We start from the raw sequence: 22528 nt of genomic DNA, 5'->3' as shown, positions 1-22528 counted from the left end.
AGCCTGCTTAGGATTGAGTCTAATCACAGAGGCGTGCGCGTTGTCAACGCCGGCGTCCGAGTCGAACGCCGGGTGACTTAGAGATGCCCCGACAGGCGCTGGTGGATTTTGGTGCTATGGGTATCCAGCCCGATAATCGTGACCTTCGCATCGTAGCGATGATAGCGGGTTTCGATCGCATCGAGTGCCGCCACACTGGAGGCATCCCAGATTTGGGCGTGCGTCAGATCGATGGTGACGTTTTGCGGATCCTGTGCATAAAGAAAGTGCTCGAAGAGATCGTTGCTGCTGCCGAAGAACAGCGGCCCACGTACCGTGTAGTGCACCGACTGCCCGTCTTCGCTCACCTGACGCTCTGCGTGAATGACGTGCGCCACGCGGCGGGCAAACAGCAGGATGGCAAAAATCACGCCGCCTGCCACGCCGATAGCGAGGTTCCCCGTCGAGACGGTCGCGACAACCGTCACGATGACCACCAGCGTTTCCGACAGCGGCATACGCTTCAGCGTCGTCGGGTGCAGGCTATGCCAGTTCATCGTTTTCAGCGCGACGATCATCATAATGCCCGCCAGCACCACCATCGGAATCTTCGTCATGATTTCGCTCAGCCCGGTCACCAGCAGCAACAGCACCAGCGCGGCGGCGAGAGTGGAAATGCGCGTGCGCGCTTTGCCTAACTCCACGTTGACGACGGTTTGCCCGATCATCGCACACCCGGCAATGCCGCCATAAAACCCAGCGAAGAGATTGGAAATGCCCAGCCCCCAGCATTCGCGACGCTTGCTGGACGGGGTATCCGTGATGTCGTCGACCAGTTTGGCGGTTAACAGCGATTCCATCAGCCCGACAAAGGCGATACTCAGCGCGGTCGGCCAGATGATGTGCAGCGTTTCAAGATTGAACGGCACTAGCCACTGGGTGAAACCCGGCAATCCGGGCTGCATGGGGCCAGCATCGCCGACGTTAGGCACTGTGATGCCGGTAAACATGGCAATCGCGGTCACCGTCACAATGGCAACCAGCGGTGCGGGAATGCTTTTCACCACATAAGGCAGCAGCAGAACAATCGCGAGCGTCAATGCAAACAGCAGCCAGACGAGCGAGGATTGCCCGTAAATATGCGGCACCTGCGCGGCAAAAATCAGGATGCCCAGCGCATTGACGAAACCGATCATTACCGAACGGGGGATATAGCGCATCATCCTCGCCAGTCCTGCCAATCCAAACAGAATCTGAACGATCCCTGCCATGATCACCGCAGGCAGAATATAGGCCACGCCGTGTGCGTGTACCATCGGGCCAATAACCAGCGCCACTGCACCTGCCGCCGCCGTAACCATCGCCGGTCTGCCACCGAGAAAAGACATGGTGAAACACAACACGATGGAGGCGAACAGGCTGACTTTGGGATCAACCCCCGCAATAATGGAAAAGGAAATCACCTCTGGGATAAGTGCCAGTGCGGTGATGGTGCCCGCCAAAACCTCGCGCATCAGCAGCGAGGGCGAGCGTAATACAGCAAGCGTTGACGTGGCAGAGGGCGCTGACGTCGGCGTTGCGTCGGGTGATGAGATCATAGATGCAGGCTCTTACTTTTTCTTATTTATCGGTCGATGACGAAAGGCGGGAGAGGATAAATTATCGGCAGTATAAAAGATACTGTCCGTCATCGGCAGGCAAGGAAAAGTCAGTAGGAAAACGAAGGGGCGGCTAACGCGTCGCCTTATCCGCCCGCTCGTTGTGTTCTCTCCGTCAGGAATTAGGCATCAATCGCCAGAATGGCCATAAACGCTTCGCGTGGAATGTCTCGTTTTGAGAACCCAACGTTGTGCTTTTTATTTTCCCGCTGTTTACGGATCAGTCGCTGTTTCTGCGACAGGCTGCCCTGAAAACCCTGCGCCAATGCGCTTTTGCGCAGCGGGGGAATATCTTCGCGCGCGATAACGCGATTACCGATTTTTGCCTGAGCAGGAACGGGGTACAGCTTGCGCGGAATCACGTACTTCAACGCTTTCACGATCTCGGTTGCCCGCGCCCATGCCTTATGACGGGCGATAATGAAGGAAAAAGCATCGATCAACTGGCTATCGAGGTAGATGTCGCAGCGTACTAAATCGGAACGCCGGTAGCGACCGGGCTCATAATCCAGCGTGGCATAGCCTTGCGTGAGCGATTTCAGGGCATCAAAAAAGCCGAAGATCATCTCGTTGAGCGGTAGCTCCCAGTGTAATATCACGCTGCCGTTATCGAGATATTGCATGTCGATAAACTCCCCACGGCGCGAGGCACAGTATTCCATCAACGTGCCGACGTAGGCGTCCGGTGTGTTGATGGAGCAGATAACATAGGGTTCTTCGACGAAGTGCAACACGTCCTCTCCGGGGAAATGTGCCGGATTATCGATCGTCAGGCATTGGCCGTTATGTAACGTGACGCGGTATTCCACGCTGGGCGCGGTGGCAATCACGGAGATGCCGTATTCGCGCCTGAGCCGTTCACGAACAATATCCATATGTAACATCCCAAGAAAACCACAGCGGAAACCGGCACCCAGTGAGGCGGAAACATCGGGAATCCAGTGCAACGCCGCATCGTTAAGTGACAGCTTATTCATGGCGTTACGCAAGCCTTTCAGATCGTCGTCCGCATCGGGATAGAGCCCAGAAAACACCATCGGCTTCATTTCCTGATAGCGAGCAACCGGTTCGGTAGCGGGGCGATCGGCTAACGTCAGCGTATCGCCCACCCGGATGGCGGCGGCGTCTTTTAGTCCCGCTGCGAGATAACCGACTTCACCGTTTTCTAACGCGGTACAAGGTTGACGATGGGGGAAAAAAGCGCCGGTTTCGGTGACCTCAAAACGTGTTCCTGATGACATGAAACGTAGCGTTGCACCAGCCTGAATACTGCCATCCACCACGCGTACATGCATGATGGCCCCCTGATAGGGATCGTAATGTGAATCAAACACCAGCGCGCGCAGCGGGGCATCGGTGAGCCCTGTTGGTGCCGGGAAATGGTGGGCAATCGCGTCCAGTACCTCGGCCACGCCCTCACCGGTTTTGGCAGAGACCGTCAGCACAGTGCTGATATTCAGCGAGGGAATCGTCGCCAATTGCTGCATCACCTGCGGCACGTTAGCCTGTGGGCTGTCGATTTTGTTCAGGACGGGCAGAATAGTCAGCCCTTGCTGTCGGGCGAGATTGAGGTTGGCGATTGTCTGTGCCTGAACGCCCTGCGTGGCGTCGATCAGAAGAATCGCACCGTCACAGGCGGCGAGACTGCGGGAGACTTCTGCAGAAAAATCGACGTGTCCCGGCGTATCCACCAGATTGAACTGATACCGCAGACCTTTCTCATCCCGATAACTCATGCGTACGGTTTGCAATTTGATGGTGATGCCGCGTTCCCGTTCTATCTCCATCGAATCCAGCAGCAGTTCGCGCATGTCACGTTGGGCGACGGTTGCAGTCAGTTCGATAAAGCGGTCGGCGAGGGTGGATTTGCCATGATCGACATGGGCAATAATGCAGAAATTACGAATTTGAGGTGTACACATAGAAAAGGCCTTTCACATCATGATGTCTGGCTCGGTATCGCGTGCGACGTTGAGAACAGACAGAGAAATTCGCGCTGAAAAAATTCAGCGAAGATGAAAATCAAAAGATGTAAAAGTGAATAGCCGCCGCGATGATAGCGCGTTTTATTTTGCGGCGGCAAGTCATGATGCTGATGTGGGTGGTTCCCCGAAAATGATTGCTCGATTGACGGCATTCCGCCGCCAGTCGTGTGCCATGCGCTCGGCGATACCCGCTCACATTGAGCGCCCGTGTTTACTGGCAGCGCAGCCTGTCAAGCAAGGCATGGTCGGGGTAGCCATCCGGCGGTAACCCTTCCTGTTGCTGGTAGGTACGGATCGCCTGCGTGGTGCCGCGGCCAATGTTGCCGTCAATCGCGCCCTGATAGAGCTGTTTTTCCTGTAGCAGAATTTGCAGCGCCTCGCGTTCTTTGCGTGTTAACGGCGTTTCCTGCCGCGGCCACGGTTTGCGTACCGGCGTATCGTGCTGGTAGTTATCCGACAGCAAGCCGACAGTAAGCGCATAGGAGACGTCATTGTTATACCGCAGAATGGCGCGGAAATTCCCTGTCACCAGAAACGCCGGGCCATTCTTCCCTGTCGGCAGCAATATCGAGGCTTTCTCCGAAGACAGCGCTGTCAGATCTCTGGGCACCGCGGCTTTTATCCCGAGCGCCTGCCAGTCAGCGATGGTTTTCTGGTTATCCATACCGGAAAGAGAATAATCAAAACCGGTGGGCAGATTCACTTCAAATCCCCAGGGGACACCCGCCTTCCATTTAGCCTGCTGCATATAGTTTGCCACCGATGCCAGCGTATCTGGGAAAGAAGTCCAGATATCAGGGTGGCGATCGCCATCAAAATCAACGGCGTATTGCAGGTAAGAGGCCGGTATAAACTGAGGCATCCCCATTGCTCCGGCCCAGGAGCCTTTTATTTGTTCTGGCCGCGCGTTGCCGTTTTGAATCATACGCAACGCCGCAATCAGATTCTGCCGGTTAAACGCGCGACGATAATTGTAGTAATCCAGCGTGGCCAGTGAGCGGATGACCGCTTTGTCGCCGGTATTGGCACCATAATGACTTTCAATGGAGAGAAAGGCGAACAGCAGTGGCGGATCTACCTGATAGCGCTGATTGATGCGCGTCACGACGTCCGCGTATTGCTTAAGCAGCGTTTTCCCCTGCGCAATATTTTCCGGCGTGACCCGCTGTTCAAGGTAGGTCCACACAGGGGTGACCAACTCAGGCTGTTTTTGCGTGGCGGCTATCACGTCAGTGTCCGGCGTCAGAGCAGCCAACGCGTTATCAAAGGTATCCGCCGTGATTCCCTGAGAAAGTGCTGCCTGGCGCAGCTCCGCTTTCCATTGCTCCATGCTTTTGTCGGGCACGGGGAGACCCGTGGACGTGTCAGTTACGCCGTGCGATTGTAGTAACCCGCTAATATCTTTGCATTCACGAGGCGTGTGAGCGCATGAACTCAACACACCGGAACCGATCATCAACACCATGACTCTCGACATCACCAGCATGGATGATGCCTGCGTTCTGTTATTGACCATGTGACTGTTCCATAAGAGAGATACCCATCACACCGCAGCTCGAATGATTTAGGGTATAGAGACGTATCGAAAGCAGGCCCGTAACGTCACAACCGAATCATCGTTGTCGGGCACCACCATGAAATCGTGCAACCTCTCTTAGAGTAATAGTGCAGCAACACGTCAGAATATACAGACAACCCTCGACACAAGTGTCACTAACCACACTCATCCGTAAGCATTACTTCTGTTTTCGTAACGGCGTATTGCCGCAGGCTTTGCTCCCCGCCGCGACACCTCGTTTAGTGTTGCGGTGTCCACCTTTTGAATGATCTCAGGTTCGTGCGCATCTTATTGTGCCTTCGCAGTGGTTTCTGGCGGCTGCCAGCCACCACCGAGCGCCTTGAATGTGGCGACGGCTGCGCGTGCCGATTCGGTTTGAGCCTGAGCCCTGGCATCGGAGGTTTGTAGCAGGGTTTCATCGGCGTGAAGAACGTCAATCAGGCTGCTTGTTCCTTTCTGGTAGGCGATGAAAGACGACTGCCGCGCGCTGGCTAACGCGGTCTCACCGGCGGTTAACGTTGTAGCCTGTGTTTCGCGATTGACCAGGGCCGAGAAGGCGTTCTCAACGTCTTCGGTCGCACGGAGTACCGACAGGCGGTAAGCCGCCAGCGCTTCGGCTTCCTGTCCCTTCGCCTGATCGATCTGGGCGTTAATGCGGCCGAAGTCGAAGAGTCGCCAGCGCAGCCCTAATACCCCCGCCGATTGGCTGGCACCGCTGGAGAACAGATTGCCGCTCGACACCGACGTTGCACTACCGAGTAAGGCGCTGAGCGAGAATTTAGGATAGTACTCGCTGATGGCTACCCCGATGCGTGCGTTGGACGCCGCGAGGTGGCGTTCGGCCACGATAATATCGGGTCTGCGGCGCAGCAGGTCGGCGGGTGTCCCTGTTGCTATGAGCGCAGGAGGTTGTGGAATGGCCTGTGAGCTGGACAACTGGGTCCGATGCGTGCCGGGAGGTGTGCCGAGCATAACGTCCAATGCGTTCATCGCGGCATCGATCCCGGTCTGGAGAGTTGGCACGGTTGCCTGAACCTGCGAAAGCGCGCCCTCCGTCTGACGAACCTGATATTCTGCGGCGAGCCCTTTACTGTGGAGCAGCTGTACCTTATCCAGCAGCTCTTGCTGTGTCTTGACCTGACTGTTGGTGATCGCCAGACGCGTTTGTAACCCGCGCAGAGTGATATAAATATCGGCAGTCTGAGCGGCGACGGCCAGACGTGTGGCCGCGACGCCCGCCTCGGAAGCCTGATAGTCAGCCAGTGCCGCCTGGCGGCCGCGTCTCAGTCCACCGAATACATCAATCTCCCAACTGGCGTTGAGATCGGCTTCATAAGCATTGCCGTAGCGATTATAGCCAGGAACCGAGTTGAGTAGCTGACCTTGTGGCGTTTCAATTGACTGGTAGGCGCGAGTGCCTTGTCCGCTGATGTTGCCCGAGGGCAGCAGCGCCGCCGTTGCTGCGCCAAGCCCGGCACGCGCCTGACTCATCCGTGCGGACGCCTGAGCTAAATCAAGATTCTGTGCGAGTGCCCTTGAAACTAACTGGCTCAGTAAGGGATCATTAAAGCTTTCCCACCAGACCGCAAGGTTGGCTGCCTGAGCTGCGCTTTCTTGTTCTGCAGACGGTTTTATGACGGATTTCGCCTGATAACGATCCGCGAGTGGCGCGTCCGGACGGTGATAATCCGGCCCAACGGCGCAACCTGCCATTAAGCTTGTGGTCACCACCAAGGAAAGGGTACGGAGGGATAACATAGGAATTCCTTGAGTCAAAAAGGTTGTGACCATATTACGTATTGGTCACTCGTTGTCAATCAGAGCTCGGTGAGCTAAGCTTGAGTAATGACTAAACATATGAATACACAGTCCCCACGCGGGCCGTCGGATCACAGCGTTCGAGATCAGGTTGTTGAAGCGGCGACTGAGCACTTCGGACACTTCGGCTATGAGAAGACCACCGTGTCCGATCTGGCCAAAGCGATTGGTTTTTCTAAGGCCTACATCTACAAGTTTTTTGATTCCAAACAGGCCATCGGTGAGATGATTTGTACTAACCGACTGGCAATGATTATGGATATTGTCAACGCGGCGCTGGTGGATGCGCCAACGGCTTCAGAAAAGCTGAGGCGCCTGTATAAAGCCTTGATAGAAGCGGGCAGCGATTTATTTTTTCACGATCGCAAGCTTTATGAGATCGCCGCGGTATCCTCGCGCGAACGCTGGCCTTCAGCCGTTGCTTATGAAGAAAAACTACGTCAGCTTGTTCAGCAAATTCTTCTTGAGGGACGACAGTCCGGGGAGTTTGAGCGCAAGACGCCGCTGGATGAGGCGGCAGATGCCATCTATCTGGTCATGCGTCCTTATGCTTGCCCTATTCAACTGCAATACAATCTGGATTCGTCAGCGTCCGCTGCGGTGTTATTACCGTCGTTAATATTGCGTAGCCTGGCACCTTAAAACTAGTGACCATTGACAATATTGGTCACTAGTTGGAGAATGCGGTTTCTGTCCTGCTCATTTAAGAAGGGAACCCATGCTTCGGCTAAAATCCACCACTCTTGCTGTTTGCCTGTTGCCTCTCGCCCTGGTGGCGTGTGGCGACGCTTCCGATGTCGACGATCCACGCAATCAGCCTCCTCTGGTGAGAGCGGCTACCGTGGTGAGCGCCGTTGATGCCTCTCGTGCCTTCACCGGTGTGGTTGTTGCACGAGTTCAAAGCGACTTGGGTTTTCGGGTGCAAGGCAAAATCCTTGAACGTCTGGTTGATACCGGCCAGACCGTGAAACGCGGCCAGCCTTTGATGCGTCTGGACCCTATCGATCTCAGCTTACAGGCACAAGCCCAGCAGCAGGCCGTTACCGCGGCCCGTGCCCGCGCCAGACAGGCGACCGATGACGAAGCTCGCTATCGTGGTCTGGTTGCCGCAGGTGCGGTATCCGCTTCGGCTTACGATCAAATAAAGGCAGCTGCCGAGACGGCGAAAGCGGAACTGAGCGCCGCGCAGGCTCAGGCTGATGTAGCACGCAATGCGACGGAGTATGCCGTGTTGCTGGCCGATGCCGACGGCGTGGTAATGAATACACTGGCTGAACCCGGTCAAGTGGTGAGTGCAGGACAGGCTGTTGTTCGGCTGGCGCGCGCGGGGCAGCGGGAAGCCATCGTACAACTGCCCGAAACGCTACGCCCCGCGGTTGGAAGCGAAGCGCAGGCAATGCGCTATGGCGCCGGAGAACAGCGTGTTCCAGCGAAACTGCGGCTGCTCTCCGATGCGGCCGATCCGTTGACGCGTACCTTCGAAGCGAGGTATGTGCTTGAAGGTGAGCTGGCGAGCGCACCGCTCGGATCCACCGTTACGCTCCACATCGCGCAAGATGACGTATCCCGCCAGATGCTACAGGTGCCTTTAGCGGCAATCTATGATCCGGGGAAAGGGCCGGGTGTCTGGCGTATTTCAGGCGATCCCGCCAAAGTATCATGGCAACCCGTTCAGATGTCTGGCCTTAGCGACGATAGGGCAAAGGTGACCGGGAATCTCAAACCGGGAGAGCAGGTTGTTGCCTTGGGGACGCATTTGCTGCATGACGGCGAGGCGGTCCGAGTGATTGAACAGCGCGATGCCAGTGTCGCCGGGAGCCAGCCATGAGCGAGGGAAGATTCAATCTTTCGGCGCTTGCTGTCCGTGAGCGCTCCATCACGCTGTTTCTTATTATCCTGATTACCGTCGCGGGCATTCTCTCGTTCTTTGAACTGGGGCGGGCAGAAGATCCACCGTTTACGGTCAAGCAGATGACCATTGTTTCTGTCTGGCCGGGGGCGACCGCTCAGGAAATGCAGGATCAGGTGGCTGAACCGCTGGAAAAGCGCATGCAGGAGCTCAAGTGGTATGACCGCAGTGAGACTTACACGCGTCCTGGACTCGCTTTTACCATGTTGTCACTGCTCGATAGTACGCCGCCTTCACAGGTACAGGAGGAGTTCTATCAGGCGCGTAAAAAGCTCGGCGATGAAGCCAGGAACCTGCCGGCAGGCGTGGTTGGACCGATGGTTAATGACGAATTCTCCGATGTGACCTTTGCGCTCTTTGCGCTGAAGGCGAAAGGCGAGCCTCAGCGTTTGCTGGTGCGTGATGCCGAATCGTTGCGTCAGCGTCTCTTGCATGTGCCGGGTGTGAAGAAGGTCAATATCATCGGGGAACAGGCTGAACGTATTTTTGTGTCGTTCTCGCATGACCGGCTGGCGACGCTGGGTATTGCTCCTCAGGACATTTTCTCCGCGCTGAATAGCCAGAACGAACTGACGCCTGCCGGCTCGATTAATACGAGCGGGCCGCAGGTCTTTATTCGTCTGGATGGCGCTTTCGACAAGTTGGACAAGATCCGTAAAACGCCGATTGTTGTACAGGGTAGGACGTTACAGCTTTCAGACGTAGCAACCGTTGAGCGTGGCGATGAAGATCCTGCGACCTTTCTGGTTCGCAATCAGGGAGAACCGGCGCTGTTGCTGGGTATTGTGATGCGTGAAGGATGGAATGGCTTGGATTTGGGGAAGGCACTGGATGCGGAGACGACCAAAATCAATGAAGGCATGCCGCTTGGCATGACGTTGACGAAAGTCACCGATCAGTCGGTGAATATCAGCTCATCTGTTGACGAATTCATGATCAAATTCTTCGTCGCGTTGCTTGTCGTGCTGGTTGTTTGCTTTATCAGCATGGGCTGGCGCGTGGGGGTTGTCGTTGCCGCCGCGGTGCCGTTGACGCTGGCTATCGTTTTTGTGGTGATGGAAGCGTCCGGTAAAAACTTTGACCGAATTACGTTGGGTTCTCTCATTCTGGCGCTGGGTTTGCTGGTCGATGATGCCATTATCGCCATCGAGATGATGGTGGTGAAAATGGAGGAGGGTTATAGCCGTGTTAAAGCCTCCGCCTATGCCTGGAGCCACACGGCTGCACCGATGCTGGCAGGTACGCTGGTCACCGCTGTGGGTTTTATGCCTAACGGTTTCGCGCAATCCACCGCCGGTGAGTACACCAGCAACATGTTCTGGATCGTCGGTATTGCCCTGATTGCCTCCTGGGTCGTTGCGGTGGTCTTCACGCCTTATTTGGGCGTAAAAATGCTGCCGGAAATCAAAACCGTAGAGGGGGGACACGCCGCCATCTACAACACCCGCCATTACAACCAATTTCGCCGTTTACTGACGCGTGTTATCTCGCGGAAATGGATCGTGGCAGGTACCGTGGTGGCTGCCTTTACCGTAGCGATCTTAGGTATGGCGCTGGTTAAAAAACAATTCTTCCCGACCTCCGATCGTCCTGAAGTGCTGGTAGAAGTACAGATGCCCTATGGGACTTCCATTGAGCAGACCAGCGCGGCAACGGCGAAGGTAGAGGACTGGCTGAAGAAGCAGGAAGAGGCAAAAATTGTTACGTCTTACATTGGGCAAGGTTCACCGCGCTTTTTTCTGGCTATGTCGCCAGAGCTGCCCGATCCGTCGTTTGCAAAAATTGTCGTGCTGACGGACAGCCAGGAAGCGCGTGAGGCGCTCAAGTTTCGGCTTCGTGAAGCGGCGGCCAATGGCCTGGCACCGGAAGCGCTTGTTCGGGTGACCCAGCTGGTGTTTGGCCCCAATTCACCTTATCCGGTGGCCTACCGTGTTATGGGGCCGGACCCGACCACGCTGCGTGATATTGCAGACAAAGTGAAAACGGTGATGCTGGCAAATCCCATGATGAGGACCGTCAATACCGACTGGGGGCCGCAGGTGCCGACGCTGCATTTCACGCTCGATCAGGATCGTTTGCAGGCGGTGGGATTGACATCGAATGCGGTTGCTCAGCAACTTCAGTTCCTGCTCTCGGGGGTTCCGATCACGTCGGTGCGTGAAGACATCCGCGCGGTACAGGTCATGGGACGTGCTGCTGGGGATATCCGGCTTGATCCAGCAAAAATAGCGGGCTTCACGCTCGTGGGGTCTGCCGGTCAGCGTATTCCTCTGTCACAGATAGGGGAGGTCGACGTGAAGATGGAAGATCCCATCCTGCGCCGCCGCGATCGCACACCGATCATTACTGTACGGGGTGATATCGCCGAAAATCTGCAGCCGCCGGATGTCTCTATGGCGATCCTGAAACAGCTACAGCCCATCATCGATACACTTCCGGCCGGATACCGTATTGAGCAGGCTGGCCCGATTGAAGAATCAGGAAAAGCCACTCAGGCGATGGTACCGCTGTTTCCTATCATGATTGCTATCACGTTACTGATCATCATCCTACAGGTGCGGTCAATGTCGGCAATGGTGATGGTGTTTCTCACTTCACCGCTGGGGCTGATTGGCGTGGTGCCAACGCTGCTGCTCTTCAACCAGCCGTTTGGTATTAATGCGCTTGTGGGGTTGATTGCGCTATCCGGTATCCTGATGCGTAATACTTTGATCCTTATCGGGCAGATCCATCACAACGAGCAGGAAGGACTCTCGCCATTCGATGCGGTGGTGGAGGCGACAGTGCAGCGAGCCCGACCTGTGTTACTGACCGCGCTGGCCGCCATTTTGGCGTTCATCCCGCTCACTCATTCTATTTTCTGGGGCACGCTGGCATACACGCTGATTGGCGGGACGTTTGGCGGCACCATCATCACGCTGGTGTTTCTGCCTGCGATGTACGCTATCTGGTTCAAGATACGTCCAGAGAATGAGAAGCACGTCGATAAACCCGCCGCGGTGTAAGCCGTCATTGATATGAAAACGCTCGTCACACAGGGTGGCGAGCGTTATCCAGTCTGCTGCGTGGCCATATTTCCACGTCGTCATTGTCATTAAAATCACCATGAGCACTGTCATTATGGCGAAAACGCATTCCTTCGAAAGCCCACGATTGACCGGAAAAATTGTCGCGTTATTAGCGGGGCTTTCGGCGATTAGCATCTTGTCTACAAACATTATTCTTCCGGCTTTCCCCGATATCGGAGAGCAGCTTGGGGCATCCCCCCGTGAACTTGGTCTGACGCTATCCAGTTTTTTCATCACGTTCGCGCTGGCCCAATTGGTTGTCGGCCCGTTATCGGATCGTTATGGACGCAAGATGCTCGTTCTGGGAGGGCTTTCCATCTTCATCGTTGGCACAGTTGTCGGTGGCCTTGCTGGTTCACTTGAAACGCTGATCGTCGGAAGAGTCATTCAGGCGCTGGGCATCTGCGCTGCGGCAGTGTTAGCCCGCGCAATTGCACGCGATCTGTTTGACGGTGAAACGCTAGCGCGGGCGCTATCGCTGACGATGATCGCGACAGCGGCGGCCCCCGGATTTTCACCGCTGGTGGGAAGCGTGCTGACGACGACATTGGGCTGGCGCGCGATCTTTATCCTGGTGGGGCTGGCCGCCTTTGTCATCGCCGTCTTCTATGCGCACGGACTGGGGGAAACGCATCCCGCTGAGCGTCGTGCACCGTACTCCATTCCGAGCGTCATCGTGGCGTACGGCAAGCTGGTTGTTGATGGGAAGTTTATCCTTCCGGCACTGTCGATGAGTCTGCTGATGAGCGGCCTGTTTGCCTCTTTCGGTGCCGCACCGGCGATTCTGATGGAGGGGATAGGCCTATCGTCATTCCAGGCCGGACTCTATTTCGCCTCCACCGTGTTCGTTGTCTTCGGGGCGGGAATGGCTGCGCCGCGACTGGCGCGTCGCTATGGTCCGAGAAGAGTGGCGTCGGTGGGGCTCGCTACCGCGTTAGTCGGTGGGAGTTTGCTACTGCTTGGGCCGGAAGCGCCAAGCCTCAGTGGGTATACCTTGTCGATGATCGTCTTCCTTTGGGGAATGGGCTTAGCCAATCCACTGGGAACGGCCATTACGATGGGGCCTTTCGGGAAAGAAGCGGGTTTGGCATCCGCGCTGCTTGGGTTTTTGACGATGGGAATGGCGGCGATAACAACCTGGTTGGGCTCGGTACTGACGTTTCCCGCTGTCACCACGCTGGGCGGTATACAGGTGACGGCCTGTCTGATAGCACTGGTATTGTTTCTCAGTGGCCCGCTGATGGGAACGAATACGCGCTCAAAGGCGTAATGCTGTAAACGTATCTGCTTGATTAACCCGATGCGGAACCCCCGAAGGGGTTCCGAATGACATTACAGATCTACTTTGTGACAACCTCATCATTGATGGCATAGGCCGTACAACTCGCGGCCCCTTTGCGCTGGTGTTTTTCACAGTTTTTAACGGCGATGTCAGCCGCCTCATGGCCGGTTCGCGCCCAGTATGCCGTACCCCATGCCCCGTCCTTGTTTGTCGCAAACGCTTTCTCATAAAGCCGCGCCGCTTCGTATTTTTTGAACGCCTTTTTGCCTGCAAGATTATTCAGGTCGGCGGGGGGCGTAAGATGTGTTACCGGTAAGGTCACGACTTCCTCGACTGGCAAGTGTTGCTGTGCAAGGAATCCCGCCACGGTTTTCCACCAGAAATCCTCCGGGGCTGTATCCATAAAGACGTGTCCATTTTTTTCAAAAGCAGGCATTTCGATAAATTCCGCTTTACCACCACCGCTGCGATAGGCGTCATAAAATGCTCTGCCCATTTCTGGTGTGAACGATTGATCATTGCTGGAATAGAGCCACAGAGAAGGAATGCGTGCGGTGAGGCCATACGTGGTGAATGTTTTAATCAGGCCGGATCTATCACAAAGTGATTTACCGTCGATGGAACCTCTGCCTCCGTCAAAATTGATGATAGCCTGAACGCCGGGAGGGTTAGCCGCACTGGTTGCCAGCACGGCAAAACCGCCCGCTGACATTCCTGCCAGTACTGCTTTATCCGGTGAGGCCCAGGGCTGGCGCCTTATAGCCTCAAGCGCGGCCAGCATATCTCGGGTGTCTTTTTCACCAGCCAGCTTATGCAGCGGTTGCTTACAGGAACCGCCTGAATATTCAGCTCCACCGCTTGAATAACCATACCCCTCTCGCAGAACGGTCACCGCGGCATAGCCGTGGCGCGCAAAGGCAAGCGCCGTTGACGATTCGCGGTTTGGATTCATTTCCCAGCGATCAAATTCGGCCGTACCTACGGTGCCATTCGTGATCACCACCACAGGGAGCTTTGTCTGGCTGATTGGTCGGGTGACGAAGGCATCGAGTACGGCGGGCTTACCATTATCCAGTGTGACCTGCAACGAAAGTGGTTCCCTGATTAGGCCTTCGAATTGCTGGTTTTTTAGTGAAGCATTTATTGGGGTGGCGATGGAGGAAAAGGAGAGACAAAACAATGCAGTAATGACGGTTACTCTGATGAATCTGGCTATAGAGTGATGTCGCATTTTTGTTAACCTTAGCAAGTGTTTGATGAGGTTTTTTCGTTCAACGCGCGTCGATGAATATCAGGTATTCATTACGGCCTCAATGGCAACAGAAAGTCTATTGAGCTGCGGTTTAAAGAAGGGGTGAACCGTGTGAATCGGAAACTTTGAAGGGTTTTGCGGATGGTTTTAAGTTGCGGAATTTTGCGTCGTTAAGAGACATTTGGAGGTCACTCCGTCATCGAACCGGAAAGACCCCAAATCTGACCACCAGATTCTCCCGATGCAGAGGGAAAACATAATGTGTACCGGAAAGACTTTTGCAGGCGAAGACATTGAATAAGATGATAAAAACAAAAATCCCGCTTAAGTTTCCTTAAGCGGGATTTTCTAAATTTGGCCCCTCTGACTGGACTTTAACATGCACCTATCTGGTTGTTTTTTCATGTTAAAAATGATTTGCTGGGAAGCGTCTACCAACAAATCTACCAATAACACTATCCGTTTTTAAAAAACAATGTCAACAGGAACTTAAGCTAACTTTTTGTAGCGGCTGTCAGTATTCAGATACTTGGCGCTTAGGAGTAACCGGTCAGTCTAAATCGACTATTCTTTTTCCAGGAAAGGACAATTGATAGGAGATTCATATGAAAAACTGGTCGGATAACCACACTAAAGAAATCGAAAAATGGCTGAATATCGATAAGTATCGTCAGTTTGAAAACATATCTCTTGAGCGGCTTTATCATGAGTTAGTGATGAGATCGTTATTTTTTAAATCTGATAATGCGAATACTGAATTCATGTTGGCAGAAATTTATGCAGGCAGTCTCTTTCGTGGTGATCCATTCCTCATTACAGATAGTCATATGGTTCAGCTTAAAACAGAAGACAGGCTTGCCTTATCCCCATACTTCTCTATAACAACGACCGGAAGGCTGGCAGATCTTTGCATTTACGGGATGGAGAAGTCGCTATTTGGCCTGCATGACGATGAATATTGGGTAGATGAAAAAATCTATAACATCCCTATTGCAGAGACCATGTCGACATTATTTAAACACAGTGTGATGATCGAGATAGATCTCACTGCTGGCACTGACGAAGAAATTGCTGAATCACTGAAAGCTCTGCTTCCTCAGTGGCGTAAAATCCGGGGGATTGAGCCAGAACTATCAGACTCTGTTCGCTTTGGCTATGGAACGATTAAGAAAATTATCAATTACAGGCTGCTCCCGATACTTGACATACTTATCTGGGCAAAGCGCAATGATATCCGGGTGTCAGATGATCGCCTTTCCACTCTGCTCCACAGCGATACTGATAAGGAAGATAAAACAAGAACGGGTAGTCGCATAAAGGATACCGACAAACCCCTTGCGATTAAAACAGTCAGTAAGTCATTCATTCTTCAGTTTCATCATTTCCTCAACAAGAATCCCCACTTGAGAGATATGAAAGTGTCTGGTGTCATGAAACTCGGAGATAAGGAGGCAGATAAGGAGAAAGATTAGGGAAGTCTGGAGGTGCTGAAGTTCGCTTGTTTCCCTGATTTTTTCATATAGTCTCTTCTAAAACCAATAGGAGAGACTATGAATACCCAGAATCGCCTTATTCGTTTCCCCGAAGTAATGAGAAAAACCGGCTTTGGAAAAGCCTGGCTCTATCGTCTTATTAGTGAAGAGCGTTTCCCCCAACCTGTAAAAATCGGTATCCGTGCTGTCGCATTTGTTGAACATGAAATTGATGAATGGATATTGTCCGCTATCGAAAAAAGAAAATGTAAAGAATTCCAGTGAGTGGAATTTATATTCTACAGGGAGTTTTACAGGTTATAAGAAGAATTTTATTTAATGGTTTTTTAGAGGGTTATTAATTTTCAGGTGAGCTTAATGATAAAAGTGTAAAGTTTATCTATGATGATTGATGTATTTTTTACAAAATACTTTACATTTTATCAAAGAGTCCTTTATTTAAAGGCTTCGCTCAATATCGGTATGGATATCGATTATTAGCCGTACCTGTTTATTATTCGTCAAATAAATTTTTTTAAAGTATTAATAAGTAAATGAATTAGTCCCTTTTATTTGTAAAAAATTTGATTTATTTAATTCATGAATATATTAGATAAGTCGGAGCGATATTAAAACGTAAAGTTTGAGGGAACAATGGGATACAAGATAAAAAAATTCATTACGAGTGGTGGAGAGCGAGGATATCTAATCCTTGATAAAAACACTGAACTGCCAGTTTACTATCAAAATCTTTTTCTTACTACAAATGTCAGGAATAAAAGTGCTACCGCTTCAACGATAGAGATAGTTGCAACTAATTTGCTGATTTTCAGTAGGTTCTTAGATAGCAGAAAAATAAATATAGTAGAAAGAATTGAGAATAAAGAATATCTTAGTCTTGCTGAAATCGATGATCTTATAAGATATGCAAGGCAAAGGTTCGACAAACAGAAAATGATAAATATAAAATTGATGAATAACACGTTTATTGCTAAGAGAACTTTTAGTTATAGGATACATGTTTTTTCACGTTATCTTAATTGGTTATGCGGACTAGTTCATTCGGAAAAGGGGATTAATGCAAAGTATGAAGTAGATTCATTTATTGAAAGTATCAGAGCACATATACCAAAACACAGTTCATTGAATATGAATGAAAGATCTGAAAAATCTTTAAATGAGGAAGAGATCAAAATACTTTTCCATCTATTGGAAATTGGCGGGATTGAAAATCCTTTTCATAAGGAAGTTCAGATAAGGAACAGACTGATATTCACCTTGCTCTTGAGTTTAGGTTTAAGGGCTGGAGAGTTACTCAATCTCAAAGTAGATGATTTTGATCTCAGAGACAACACGCTGAGCATTATTAGAAGGCATGACTCAAAGGAGGACAGAAGACCTTATCAGCCATTAGTTAAGACTGGTGAGAGAGTTATTCCATTATCTGATGAGTTAGCTAATGAAGTTCTTGATTATATAATCAATAGTAGGGAAAAGATGACTAAGAGAAAAAAACATAGTTTCTTATTAGTTACACACTGCACCGGAAAAACTGCTGGAGAACCTTTAAGTATTTCAGCTTATGAGAAAATCATATCAACCTTGAAGAGAGCAAGTCCAAAATTATCCAGTCTATCAGGTCATAGATTAAGGCACTCTTGGAATTATGTTTATTCAAAAGAAATTGAAGGGTCTCAATTGGAATATAGCAAAAGGAAAGACTTAAGAAATTATCTTATGGGTTGGTCGAAAGAATCAAAAATGTCTGAGAATTATAATTTCAAATACATAGTGCAAAAAGAAAAAGATGCCGTCTTAAGAGTTTATGATTCAGTTAACAAAATAATTAATGAGGCATAGCATGGAAATAAAATATATTGAAAATGAGACTGTCTTTTTAGCCAGAATGTCTGGCTATAGTTTCAAACTTTCCGATAGGAAATGGCAATTAGGCAAAGAAACCTGTGTATACCCTTATAAAGTGGTAGAAAAAATGCCCGAACGAATGAAGCTTAGCTACCTAAAGACACTGGCCTACTATGCTTCTGAATATAGTCCAAGTTATATTGAAAGTATTAATTACCTGTTCAATGAGTGGTTTGGGATCATGACCATCAAGACGATTGATGATAAGGCAGTATATCAATTGAATGTTCACTTAGGCTCAACGAAAAACTACAAGCTAAACACCATTAAGGCTTTTATTGCCAAATGGAAAGCGTTCAATTATCCAGGGGTAGAGGCAAGTGCTCTCAGAATGATGGAGAGAATAAAAATCATTCCGAAAAAAACTGGAGAAGCAGTCAAAAGACGAGATCCGAATGCAGGTCCATTAACTGAAACAGAATTCAATACCATTCTTAAAATCGTGGGAAAAAATTATAGAGAAAATAAAATTGATTGTTATTTATATTGCTATATTGTTTTGTTGGCAAAAACAGGAAGAAGACCAGTGCAGTTAATATCTCTTAAAGCCAAAGATCTCATCAAAGACGAGAAAGGACACTTTCTTAATATACCAAGAGTAAAGCAACGAAAAGATTTCAGAACAGAATTCAGTTTGAAAATGATAGATAGTCAATTGTATGAAAATTTATTAATTCTGATTAATGAAAATCAGTCTTTTGTTGAAGCTCAATTAGGTGCTGAGGTTTCTTACCTGAGAGATGAGTTGCCAATTTTTCTGGATGTTAAAAAAATGGCTGAAATAAAAGGTGTGGACAATTTTTCATCTTATTTTAAAACGGATTTTCTTCACATGAGAAATTCATTTATCTCAAGGAAGTTAAAAGAGTTTTCTGTTGAATTTGATATTAGATCCGAAAGAACTGATAGTTATTTAAAACTCAATGCAAGAAGATTCAGGTATACATTAGGAAGTCGTTTGGCTAATGAAGGTGCATCAATTGAGGTCATTGCTAAAGCATTAGACCATAAATCAGTAAATTCATCTGGAGTATATGTAAAAAATAGTCCTGACAATGTTCATGATATCGATAACAGGCTAAGTCCTTTTTTTAATCCCTTAGCTAATATATTCATGGGGGAGAAAAGTGAAGAAAACAAGGATCTGTTTATTAAGCATGTTTTAGATTCCTTTTTACTCATTGATGATGGGAAAGAGAAAGTTAAATGTTTAACTTGTAAAAACTGCCAACTCTGGAGTGCATAATGAGCAATATTTTTATATTTGAGCCAATTAATACTAATGATCCACACAAGAATACTGCTAAATTTATCGAGTTTTGCAAGACTACTATTTTTAATAGCACTTTAGTAACTTCATGGGAGAGTAATATATGGAAAAAATTTTACAGATTTAATAAGTTTGACATGAAAAGCAATTCAAACAGCCGGGAGCCTTTAGATGACTGTTTTATTGATTTTGCCAAAGCATACATGTTGCATGTGCATTCATTCAATAAAGCTAAGTCGAAACCCACAACATTAGCAATGTTGAAGATTGTTGAATTTGTTTTATTAAAATTAACCATGAAAGCCAATATAACTAATTGTAATAATTTGGTTTTTGATGAATGCGTAAGATTAGCCTCTGAAAAGTATTCAAAAGCACATGCATGTTTTATTGGAAAGGAGCTTGAAAATTTAAGCATATTTTTAAGTGAAAATAGAATGACTAATTCATCTTACTTATTTTGGGTAAATCCATTAAGGCGTAAGGTCACTCAAACCTGGAGTGGTTATGAGCCTTCACTGGAAGGCCATTCTAGATTGCCTGATATCAAGTCTGTTATAGCAATTGCGGAGATTTTTTCAAAGGATGATAAACAATTATCTCCCAAGGATATATTTACTACTTCTGTGCTTGCGTTACTAATGTGCGCTCCAGGCAGAATTTCAGAAATTTTAGGTCTACCAGAGGATTGTGAAATCACCGAAAATGATAGTAAGGGGATTCAACGATACGGTTTGAGATTCTTTTCAGCAAAGGGATATGAGGGAGATATAAAGTGGATACCTACTGCGATGATACCAGTAGCTAAAAAAGCTATTAGTAGATTAAGAAAGTTATCCAGTCAGGCAAGACTTTTGGCAATAAAAATTGAAAGTAATCAATCTGAATCATTGGAAAAAACACTCAGAGAAAATATACCAGAAGATTTTCCCTGGTATGATTCTGAGAAGAATATTAAATATTCAAATGCACTTTGTTTATTAAATGAAGGGCAGTTATGTAAAAGAAAATCCGTAAAATTAGAACGTTTGTTCAGGCCTACAACTCATTTTTTTATTGATTCAGCGAATGTCAAAGGAGAGCTTAATATATTTAAGAAATATCATTATTTGAATGAAGATGGTAGCCCATATTTATTGAGAACACATCAATTGAGACATCTACTCAATACATTTTCTCAAATAAATGGTATGGATGAATTTAGCATTGCTCGTTGGTCTGGAAGGAAACTTATTTCACAGAATGTGTCTTATGATCATCGGTCGCATCTTCAAATGTCTAAACTGATAAGAGATGAAAGATCGTCAGTGATCACGAATACTCACAGAGTGAAACAAATACCCGTTGTTGATCTAAATGAGTTCGATTCATTGAGTAGCGGGGCAATCCTCATTACCAAGTATGGGTATTGTAAGCATTCATATGCATTTAAGCCTTGCGATGCTTACCCTTTTAAAGAGTCTGGTATGAATAATGAGAGCTTAGCTAAAATACACAATAAAGTTATAGAAAGAACACTTTATGATAAAAATGATGGAAATATCCATGCTGAGAAATGGTATGAGTTTCAAAATAAAATAATAAAAGGAGAGTAAATGGCTAAGCATATAAATGGTTATCATGAAAAGAAGATAGTAGATTTAATTAATACATGGCCCATAGATAACAAACTAACCTGGGATATTTTATGTGACAAGTTAATTGGAGTCATTGGAAAAAGACCATCGAGACAATCTTTAAGTAGTCATGTAAAGATCGCCGAAAGCTTCAATGTAAAAAAAACCATTATCAAATCTGGTGAAGTCCACACGGTAAAACCTGCTAATTTAAAAGTAGCATCGCAAAGAATTAGGAGGCTTGAAGCAGAGAATGAAGCGTTGAAAGCACTGAATTCCCGATATTTAGAACGGTTTGAAATATGGATATACAATGCTCATCTTAAAAAAATAACGCTTGAAGAACTCAATAATCCCTTACCTGCAAAATATCTTTAGTTGATAGTTTTTAGCTATTGACATGGTTAAATATTATGGTATTTCTTTATTTGTCAGGATGACAATATTAATCATTTGAATGCAAGGATGCATAGTTATGAAAAAAATAAATATGAGTTTGATGGAAATGTATCTGCTGTTGCTCGACAGGTTCGTTGATAAACTTAACGAATCTGGTTTTTCAGAATCAGAAATCACCGAGCAGTCTTATCTTTTTTGTGCCGGGTTTTACATTAAATACCAGCAAGACATAGAAAATCTGACGTTCTCAAACCGAGAAGTGGTGTTGAGCTTTTTGCTTCTCTCTTACTATAGCCATGTCGAAAAAATCAGTGATGATTTGATAGATAAACCACGACTGAACAAAGTCTTCCACTCCATCATCAGTTTCATCACCAACAACGGTGGAAGAACAGAACGGATCTACGTTCATGAGAAAAAGAAGTATGACGCCAACAAGCTGATAAGGGCTTCAGCGAGCCCCAGGAAGAGTGGTTGTCGATTGTGATGAAATGTATTAGCTAAGACTTGATCTGGCACTCTTGCTGCGCTGAATATGACAGGCAGATCTTGACGGAGCGGACGTTGCTAACAACAGGCTGAGTTGATCAACGGGGAGCAGGTCAGACGCGTTATCTATTAAACAGCGTTCATGTGAAAGTGCTTCACCTTTGGTGGCAAATTGCTTGCGAATTCGTTTGCCCCAAATAGATAACACTCGCTAAGCCATCTTTCCTGATGGGTGCTTACGAACGGTCACTCTGTTTCGTCTTCATGAGTAAATCCCGAATTTTCGCAAAGTTTGAATTTTCGGGGACTGAATCCATGTACGGATCGCGCTCAAACACTAATTGTTCAGACTCAACGAAAGCCTGCCACTCGGCTGGATCTAGCTCAAATTCCATCGCAGACATATCACTTTCATCTTCCCCCTCGATCCAGCGGACTAAATAAAACAATTCATCATCAGGAGAGTCATCATCGTCATCAACAATATCAACGTCGGTTACAGTGATGCGAAGGGTGGGATCGATTTTTGAGACATAAATCCCTAACTGCGGCATAGATGGAATATTATTCATGAAAATTCCCTTTATTGGTGTTTGCTATTTGAATAAAAATACGCCAAACAGAGTGCTTGCTGTGAATACGGCAAGAATCGTTGTAAGTATCCCGCTTAGACGTCCCATTCTCTTTTAGAGATCCTCTTGCATATGGATTATGTTACCTGAAAACGAACTTCCAGTCATCGCTCGCAGAAGACATACGGCTTGGTTGGCTGACCGCCTCGTGCTGTGAGTTCAACCGATGGATGCAACACATTGGTTAAAACGCTCTGCGGGTGATTCATAGTCTA

The 22528-nt window shown here is 48.6% G+C and carries 17 protein-coding genes; 11 read left to right on the top strand and 6 right to left on the bottom strand.

Going from position 1 to position 22528, the window contains the following annotated elements:
* Window positions 1–77 precede the first annotated feature (77 nt).
* From ACIPUG_RS19295 to ACIPUG_RS19280, 4 genes are all read right to left on the bottom strand, one after another.
* Window positions 78–1577 (bottom strand): SulP family inorganic anion transporter, encoded by a 1500-nt coding sequence (locus tag ACIPUG_RS19295; protein WP_039275435.1) that lies wholly within the window; start codon window positions 1575–1577, stop codon window positions 78–80.
* Between the two features lie 182 nt (window positions 1578–1759).
* The gene (gene lepA / locus ACIPUG_RS19290) at window positions 1760–3559 is read right to left on the bottom strand and encodes a translation elongation factor 4 (RefSeq protein WP_400339786.1); all 1800 of its coding nucleotides are present in this window, start codon (window positions 3557–3559) and stop codon (window positions 1760–1762) included.
* Between the two features lie 274 nt (window positions 3560–3833).
* Complete coding sequence (locus ACIPUG_RS19285; protein WP_400339783.1) at window positions 3834–5138, bottom strand: lytic murein transglycosylase; 1305 nt, start codon at window positions 5136–5138, stop codon at window positions 3834–3836.
* Between the two features lie 330 nt (window positions 5139–5468).
* Window positions 5469–6938 (bottom strand): efflux transporter outer membrane subunit, encoded by a 1470-nt coding sequence (locus tag ACIPUG_RS19280; protein ID WP_400339780.1) that lies wholly within the window; start codon window positions 6936–6938, stop codon window positions 5469–5471.
* Between the two features lie 87 nt (window positions 6939–7025).
* Here ACIPUG_RS19280 and ACIPUG_RS19275 point away from each other — a divergent pair, with 87 nt between their 5' ends.
* The 4 genes from ACIPUG_RS19275 to ACIPUG_RS19260 all read left to right on the top strand — a co-directional run bounded on the left by ACIPUG_RS19275 (window position 7026) and on the right by ACIPUG_RS19260 (window position 13245).
* Entirely contained in the window at window positions 7026–7640 is a 615-nt protein-coding gene (locus ACIPUG_RS19275) for a TetR/AcrR family transcriptional regulator (protein WP_039497414.1), read from the top strand.
* A 76-nt stretch (window positions 7641–7716) separates the two neighbouring features.
* A complete protein-coding gene (locus tag ACIPUG_RS19270; RefSeq protein WP_100016608.1) occupies window positions 7717–8826 on the top strand; it encodes an efflux RND transporter periplasmic adaptor subunit in 1110 nt (369 codons plus the stop codon).
* Entirely contained in the window at window positions 8823–11912 is a 3090-nt protein-coding gene (locus ACIPUG_RS19265) for an efflux RND transporter permease subunit (protein WP_400339777.1), read from the top strand. Before ACIPUG_RS19270 ends, ACIPUG_RS19265 begins: the two co-directional genes overlap by 4 nt.
* A gap of 115 nt (window positions 11913–12027) precedes the next feature.
* On the top strand, window positions 12028–13245 hold the full coding sequence (locus ACIPUG_RS19260) for a multidrug effflux MFS transporter (protein WP_400339774.1): 1218 nt from the start codon (window positions 12028–12030) through the stop codon (window positions 13243–13245).
* A 70-nt stretch (window positions 13246–13315) separates the two neighbouring features.
* Here ACIPUG_RS19260 and ACIPUG_RS19255 read toward each other — a convergent pair whose 3' ends face one another.
* A complete protein-coding gene (locus ACIPUG_RS19255; RefSeq protein WP_400339772.1) occupies window positions 13316–14488 on the bottom strand; it encodes a dienelactone hydrolase family protein in 1173 nt (390 codons plus the stop codon).
* A gap of 626 nt (window positions 14489–15114) precedes the next feature.
* Between ACIPUG_RS19255 and ACIPUG_RS19250 the strand changes: the two genes are divergently transcribed.
* The 7 genes from ACIPUG_RS19250 to ACIPUG_RS19220 all read left to right on the top strand — a co-directional run bounded on the left by ACIPUG_RS19250 (window position 15115) and on the right by ACIPUG_RS19220 (window position 21679).
* The gene (locus ACIPUG_RS19250) at window positions 15115–15981 is read left to right on the top strand and encodes a DUF6387 family protein (protein WP_400339771.1); all 867 of its coding nucleotides are present in this window, start codon (window positions 15115–15117) and stop codon (window positions 15979–15981) included.
* 78 nt (window positions 15982–16059) lie between these two features.
* A complete protein-coding gene (locus tag ACIPUG_RS19245) occupies window positions 16060–16266 on the top strand; it encodes an AlpA family transcriptional regulator (protein WP_015730146.1) in 207 nt (68 codons plus the stop codon).
* 369 nt (window positions 16267–16635) lie between these two features.
* Entirely contained in the window at window positions 16636–17841 is a 1206-nt protein-coding gene (locus ACIPUG_RS19240; protein WP_400339769.1) for a tyrosine-type recombinase/integrase, read from the top strand.
* 1 nt (window position 17842) lies between these two features.
* Window positions 17843–19153, top strand: coding sequence for a tyrosine-type recombinase/integrase (locus ACIPUG_RS19235; RefSeq protein ID WP_350001191.1), 1311 nt, complete (start codon window positions 17843–17845; stop codon window positions 19151–19153).
* On the top strand, window positions 19153–20772 hold the full coding sequence (locus ACIPUG_RS19230; protein ID WP_400339766.1) for a DNA-binding protein: 1620 nt from the start codon (window positions 19153–19155) through the stop codon (window positions 20770–20772). The genes ACIPUG_RS19235 and ACIPUG_RS19230 overlap by 1 nt, the downstream gene beginning before the upstream one ends.
* The gene (locus tag ACIPUG_RS19225) at window positions 20773–21171 is read left to right on the top strand and encodes a hypothetical protein (protein ID WP_400339764.1); all 399 of its coding nucleotides are present in this window, start codon (window positions 20773–20775) and stop codon (window positions 21169–21171) included.
* Between the two features lie 97 nt (window positions 21172–21268).
* Complete coding sequence (locus ACIPUG_RS19220; RefSeq protein ID WP_400339761.1) at window positions 21269–21679, top strand: hypothetical protein; 411 nt, start codon at window positions 21269–21271, stop codon at window positions 21677–21679.
* Between the two features lie 238 nt (window positions 21680–21917).
* Here the strand turns inward: ACIPUG_RS19220 and ACIPUG_RS19215 are convergent, their stop codons facing one another.
* Window positions 21918–22253 carry a hypothetical protein gene (locus ACIPUG_RS19215; protein WP_400339759.1) on the bottom strand — a complete coding sequence of 112 codons (336 nt, stop codon included), beginning with the start codon at window positions 22251–22253 and terminating at the stop codon, window positions 21918–21920.
* Between the last annotated feature and the right edge of the window lie 275 nt (window positions 22254–22528).

The organism is Pectobacterium sp. CHL-2024 (assembly GCF_044751765.1).
GTDB classification, from domain to species: Bacteria; Pseudomonadota; Gammaproteobacteria; order Enterobacterales; family Enterobacteriaceae; genus Pectobacterium; species Pectobacterium brasiliense.
Note: the sequence above shows the minus strand (reverse complement) of the source record. Positions and strands in the feature narration are given on the sequence as shown.

Coding starts and splice junctions, on each gene's coding strand:
- ACIPUG_RS19215 (WP_400339759.1), bottom strand. CDS start 22,253: ATGAATAATATTCCATCTATGCCGCAGTTAGGGATTTATGTCTCAAAA.
- ACIPUG_RS19275 (WP_039497414.1), top strand. CDS start 7,026: ATGACTAAACATATGAATACACAGTCCCCACGCGGGCCGTCGGATCAC.
- ACIPUG_RS19260 (WP_400339774.1), top strand. CDS start 12,028: ATGGCGAAAACGCATTCCTTCGAAAGCCCACGATTGACCGGAAAAATT.
- ACIPUG_RS19230 (WP_400339766.1), top strand. CDS start 19,153: ATGAGCAATATTTTTATATTTGAGCCAATTAATACTAATGATCCACAC.
- ACIPUG_RS19265 (WP_400339777.1), top strand. CDS start 8,823: ATGAGCGAGGGAAGATTCAATCTTTCGGCGCTTGCTGTCCGTGAGCGC.
- lepA (WP_400339786.1), bottom strand. CDS start 3,559: ATGTGTACACCTCAAATTCGTAATTTCTGCATTATTGCCCATGTCGAT.
- ACIPUG_RS19245 (WP_015730146.1), top strand. CDS start 16,060: ATGAATACCCAGAATCGCCTTATTCGTTTCCCCGAAGTAATGAGAAAA.
- ACIPUG_RS19225 (WP_400339764.1), top strand. CDS start 20,773: ATGGCTAAGCATATAAATGGTTATCATGAAAAGAAGATAGTAGATTTA.
- ACIPUG_RS19250 (WP_400339771.1), top strand. CDS start 15,115: ATGAAAAACTGGTCGGATAACCACACTAAAGAAATCGAAAAATGGCTG.
- ACIPUG_RS19285 (WP_400339783.1), bottom strand. CDS start 5,138: ATGGTCAATAACAGAACGCAGGCATCATCCATGCTGGTGATGTCGAGA.
- ACIPUG_RS19235 (WP_350001191.1), top strand. CDS start 17,843: ATGGAAATAAAATATATTGAAAATGAGACTGTCTTTTTAGCCAGAATG.
- ACIPUG_RS19240 (WP_400339769.1), top strand. CDS start 16,636: ATGGGATACAAGATAAAAAAATTCATTACGAGTGGTGGAGAGCGAGGA.
- ACIPUG_RS19255 (WP_400339772.1), bottom strand. CDS start 14,488: ATGCGACATCACTCTATAGCCAGATTCATCAGAGTAACCGTCATTACT.
- ACIPUG_RS19220 (WP_400339761.1), top strand. CDS start 21,269: ATGAAAAAAATAAATATGAGTTTGATGGAAATGTATCTGCTGTTGCTC.
- ACIPUG_RS19280 (WP_400339780.1), bottom strand. CDS start 6,938: ATGTTATCCCTCCGTACCCTTTCCTTGGTGGTGACCACAAGCTTAATG.
- ACIPUG_RS19295 (WP_039275435.1), bottom strand. CDS start 1,577: ATGATCTCATCACCCGACGCAACGCCGACGTCAGCGCCCTCTGCCACG.
- ACIPUG_RS19270 (WP_100016608.1), top strand. CDS start 7,717: ATGCTTCGGCTAAAATCCACCACTCTTGCTGTTTGCCTGTTGCCTCTC.